We start from the raw sequence: 5128 nt of genomic DNA, 5'->3' as shown, positions 1-5128 counted from the left end.
GCTTGCAGGCAACTTACACAGCGAGGACGTTGTGGCGCGTCGGTCTTATTCCGACAGGACGTGCCCGCTCTAAGTGATGTGTGCACCCGATTACGGGTAAACATTCATGGAGAGTTTGATCCTGGCTCAGGACGAACGCTGGCGGCGTGCTTAACACATGCAAGTCGAACGATGAAGCCCTTCGGGGTGGATTAGTGGCGAACGGGTGAGTAACACGTGGGCAATCTGCCCTTCACTCTGGGACAAGCCCTGGAAACGGGGTCTAATACCGGATACCACTCCTGCCTGCATGGGCGGGGGTTGAAAGCTCCGGCGGTGAAGGATGAGCCCGCGGCCTATCAGCTTGTTGGTGGGGTAATGGCCCACCAAGGCGACGACGGGTAGCCGGCCTGAGAGGGCGACCGGCCACACTGGGACTGAGACACGGCCCAGACTCCTACGGGAGGCAGCAGTGGGGAATATTGCACAATGGGCGAAAGCCTGATGCAGCGACGCCGCGTGAGGGATGACGGCCTTCGGGTTGTAAACCTCTTTCAGCAGGGAAGAAGCGAAAGTGACGGTACCTGCAGAAGAAGCGCCGGCTAACTACGTGCCAGCAGCCGCGGTAATACGTAGGGCGCAAGCGTTGTCCGGAATTATTGGGCGTAAAGAGCTCGTAGGCGGCTTGTCACGTCGGATGTGAAAGCCCGAGGCTTAACCTCGGGTCTGCATTCGATACGGGCTAGCTAGAGTGTGGTAGGGGAGATCGGAATTCCTGGTGTAGCGGTGAAATGCGCAGATATCAGGAGGAACACCGGTGGCGAAGGCGGATCTCTGGGCCATTACTGACGCTGAGGAGCGAAAGCGTGGGGAGCGAACAGGATTAGATACCCTGGTAGTCCACGCCGTAAACGTTGGGAACTAGGTGTTGGCGACATTCCACGTCGTCGGTGCCGCAGCTAACGCATTAAGTTCCCCGCCTGGGGAGTACGGCCGCAAGGCTAAAACTCAAAGGAATTGACGGGGGCCCGCACAAGCAGCGGAGCATGTGGCTTAATTCGACGCAACGCGAAGAACCTTACCAAGGCTTGACATATACCGGAAAGCATTAGAGATAGTGCCCCCCTTGTGGTCGGTATACAGGTGGTGCATGGCTGTCGTCAGCTCGTGTCGTGAGATGTTGGGTTAAGTCCCGCAACGAGCGCAACCCTTGTCCTGTGTTGCCAGCATGCCCTTCGGGGTGATGGGGACTCACAGGAGACCGCCGGGGTCAACTCGGAGGAAGGTGGGGACGACGTCAAGTCATCATGCCCCTTATGTCTTGGGCTGCACACGTGCTACAATGGCCGGTACAATGAGCTGCGATACCGTGAGGTGGAGCGAATCTCAAAAAGCCGGTCTCAGTTCGGATTGGGGTCTGCAACTCGACCCCATGAAGTCGGAGTTGCTAGTAATCGCAGATCAGCATTGCTGCGGTGAATACGTTCCCGGGCCTTGTACACACCGCCCGTCACGTCACGAAAGTCGGTAACACCCGAAGCCGGTGGCCCAACCCGTAAGGGAGGGAGCTGTCGAAGGTGGGACTGGCGATTGGGACGAAGTCGTAACAAGGTAGCCGTACCGGAAGGTGCGGCTGGATCACCTCCTTTCTAAGGAGCACAGTACCGATTGCAGACAAATGTTCTGCACGGTCAGCTCATGGGTGGAACGTTGATTATTTGGCACGGTTTTCCGGATGGATCACGAGTACTGCTTCGGCGTGGAAAGTGAGTCACTGATGGAGGATCGTGCCTGGCACGTTGTTGGGTCCTGAAGGTACGGCCGTATGGTCTTGTCTTCAGTGCCGGCCCCAGTGAACTCGTCAGCTTGTCTGGTGGGGTGATGGGTGGCTGGTCGTTGTTTGAGAACTACACAGTGGACGCGAGCATCTGTAGGCCAAGTTTTTAAGGGCGCACGGTGGATGCCTTGGCACCAGGAACCGATGAAGGACGTGAGAGGCCGCGATAGGCCCCGGGGAGCTGCCAACTGAGCTTTGATCCGGGGGTGTCCGAATGGGGAAACCCGGCAGTCGTCATGGGCTGTCACCCACTGCTGAACACATAGGCAGTGTGGAGGGAACGAGGGGAAGTGAAACATCTCAGTACCCTCAGGAAGAGAAAACAACCGTGATTCCGGGAGTAGTGGCGAGCGAAACCGGATGAGGCCAAACCGTATGCGTGTGATACCCGGCAGGGGTTGCGCATGCGGGGTTGTGGGAATTCTTTTGATCGGTCTGCCGGCCGGTCGGCGAGTCAGAAACCGTTGATGTAGTCGAAGGACATGCGAAAGGTCCGGCGTAGAGGGTAAGACCCCCGTAGACGAAACATCAGCGGCTTGCTTAAGAATCTCCCAAGTAGCACGGGGCCCGAGAAATCCCGTGTGAATCTGGCGGGACCACCCGCTAAGCCTAAATATTCCCTGGTGACCGATAGCGGATAGTACCGTGAGGGAATGGTGAAAAGTACCGCGGGAGCGGAGTGAAATAGTACCTGAAACCGTGTGCCTACAAGCCGTGGGAGCGTCGCCGTTGTTCTTCGGAACAACGGTCGTGACTGCGTGCCTTTTGAAGAATGAGCCTGCGAGTTAGCGGTGTGTAGCGAGGTTAACCCGTGTGGGGAAGCCGTAGCGAAAGCGAGTCCGAATAGGGCGATTGAGTTGCACGCTCTAGACCCGAAGCGGAGTGATCTAGCCATGGGCAGGTTGAAGCGGAGGTAAGACTTCGTGGAGGACCGAACCCACCAGGGTTGAAAACCTGGGGGATGACCTGTGGTTAGGGGTGAAAGGCCAATCAAACTCCGTGATAGCTGGTTCTCCCCGAAATGCATTTAGGTGCAGCGTCGTGTGTTTCTTGCCGGAGGTAGAGCACTGGATAGGCGATGGGCCCTACCGGGTTACTGACCTTAGCCAAACTCCGAATGCCGGTAAGTGAGAGCACGGCAGTGAGACTGTGGGGGATAAGCTCCATGGTCGAGAGGGAAACAGCCCAGAGCATCGACTAAGGCCCCCAAGCGTACGCTAAGTGGGAAAGGATGTGGAGTCGCAGAGACAACCAGGAGGTTGGCTTAGAAGCAGCCACCCTTGAAAGAGTGCGTAATAGCTCACTGGTCAAGTGATTCCGCGCCGACAATGTAGCGGGGCTCAAGCGTACCGCCGAAGTCGTGTCATTGCAGCAATAGGGCCAACGCCCGCTGTGATGGGTAGGGGAGCGTCGTGTGCCGGGTGAAGCAGCAGCGGAAGCTAGTTGTGGACGGTTCACGAGTGAGAATGCAGGCATGAGTAGCGATACACACGTGAGAAACGTGTGCGCCGATTGACTAAGGGTTCCTGGGTCAAGCTGATCTGCCCAGGGTAAGTCGGGACCTAAGGCGAGGCCGACAGGCGTAGTCGATGGACAACCGGTTGATATTCCGGTACCCGCTTTGAAACGCCCAATATCGAATCAGGCGATGCTAAGTCCGTGAAGCCGTTCCGGACCCTTCGGGGAAAGGAAAGTGGTGGAGCCGGCGAACCAGACTTGTAGTAGGTAAGCGATGGGGTGACGCAGGAAGGTAGTCCAGCCCGGGCGGTGGTTGTCCCGGGGTAAGGGTGTAGGCCGAGGGGTAGGCAAATCCGTCCCTCATTAAGGCTGAGACCTGATGCCGAGCCGATTGTGGTGAAGTGGATGATCCTATGCTGTCGAGAAAAGCCTCTAGCGAGTTTCATGGCGGCCCGTACCCTAAACCGACTCAGGTGGTCAGGTAGAGAATACCGAGGCGTTCGGGTGAACTATGGTTAAGGAACTCGGCAAAATGCCCCCGTAACTTCGGGAGAAGGGGGGCCATCACTGGTGATCGGATTTACTCCGTGAGCTGGGGGTGGCCGCAGAGACCAGCGAGAAGCGACTGTTTACTAAAAACACAGGTCCGTGCGAAGCCGTAAGGCGATGTATACGGACTGACGCCTGCCCGGTGCTGGAACGTTAAGGGGACCGGTTAGTGCGCTTTCGGGCGTGCGAAGCTGAGAACTTAAGCGCCAGTAAACGGCGGTGGTAACTATAACCATCCTAAGGTAGCGAAATTCCTTGTCGGGTAAGTTCCGACCTGCACGAATGGCGTAACGACTTCTCGACTGTCTCAACCATAGGCCCGGTGAAATTGCACTACGAGTAAAGATGCTCGTTTCGCGCAGCAGGACGGAAAGACCCCGGGACCTTTACTATAGTTTGATATTGGTGTTCGGTTCGGCTTGTGTAGGATAGGTGGGAGACTTTGAAGCCCCAACGCCAGTTGGGGTGGAGTCGCCGTTGAAATACCACTCTGGTCGTGCTGGATGTCTAACCTCGGTCCGTGATCCGGATCAGGGACAGTGTCTGATGGGTAGTTTAACTGGGGCGGTTGCCTCCTAAAGAGTAACGGAGGCGCCCAAAGGTTCCCTCAGCCTGGTTGGCAATCAGGTGTTGAGTGTAAGTGCACAAGGGAGCTTGACTGTGAGACCGACGGGTCGAGCAGGGACGAAAGTCGGGACTAGTGATCCGGCGGTGGCTTGTGGAAGCGCCGTCGCTCAACGGATAAAAGGTACCCCGGGGATAACAGGCTGATCTTCCCCAAGAGTCCATATCGACGGGATGGTTTGGCACCTCGATGTCGGCTCGTCGCATCCTGGGGCTGGAGTCGGTCCCAAGGGTTGGGCTGTTCGCCCATTAAAGCGGTACGCGAGCTGGGTTTAGAACGTCGTGAGACAGTTCGGTCCCTATCCGCTGTGCGCGTAGGAATATTGAGAAGGGCTGTCCCTAGTACGAGAGGACCGGGACGGACGAACCTCTGGTGTGCCAGTTGTCCTGCCAAGGGCATGGCTGGTTGGCTACGTTCGGGAGGGATAACCGCTGAAAGCATCTAAGCGGGAAGCCTGCTTCAAGATGAGTATTCCCACCTCCTTGAGAGGGTAAGGCTCCCAGTAGACGACTGGGTTGATAGGCCAGATGTGGAAGCCCGGTAACGGGTGAAGCTGACTGGTACTAATAGGCCGAGGGCTTGTCCTCAGTTGCTCGCGTCCACTGTGTTAGTTCTGAAATAACGAACAGCTGTGTCGATAGCCAGCGTTCTAATTTCATAGTGTTTCGGTGGTCATAGCG

The 5128-nt window shown here is 56.8% G+C and carries 2 rRNA genes; both read left to right on the top strand.

Annotation, left to right across the window (positions count from 1 at the left end):
• The first annotated feature begins 103 nt into the window (after nt 1–103).
• A 16S ribosomal RNA gene (locus J7E94_RS28155) occupies nt 104–1628 on the top strand.
• Between the two features lie 284 nt (nt 1629–1912).
• Nucleotides 1913–5035 (top strand): 23S ribosomal RNA (locus J7E94_RS28150).
• The 16S and 23S rRNA genes sit together here, the layout of an rRNA operon.
• Nucleotides 5036–5128 lie beyond the last annotated feature (93 nt).

It is taken from the genome of Streptomyces sp. ISL-94, assembly GCF_018614075.1.
In the GTDB taxonomy this organism is placed as follows: Bacteria; Actinomycetota; Actinomycetes; order Streptomycetales; family Streptomycetaceae; genus Streptomyces.
This window is presented reverse-complemented; position numbering and strand designations above follow the sequence as displayed.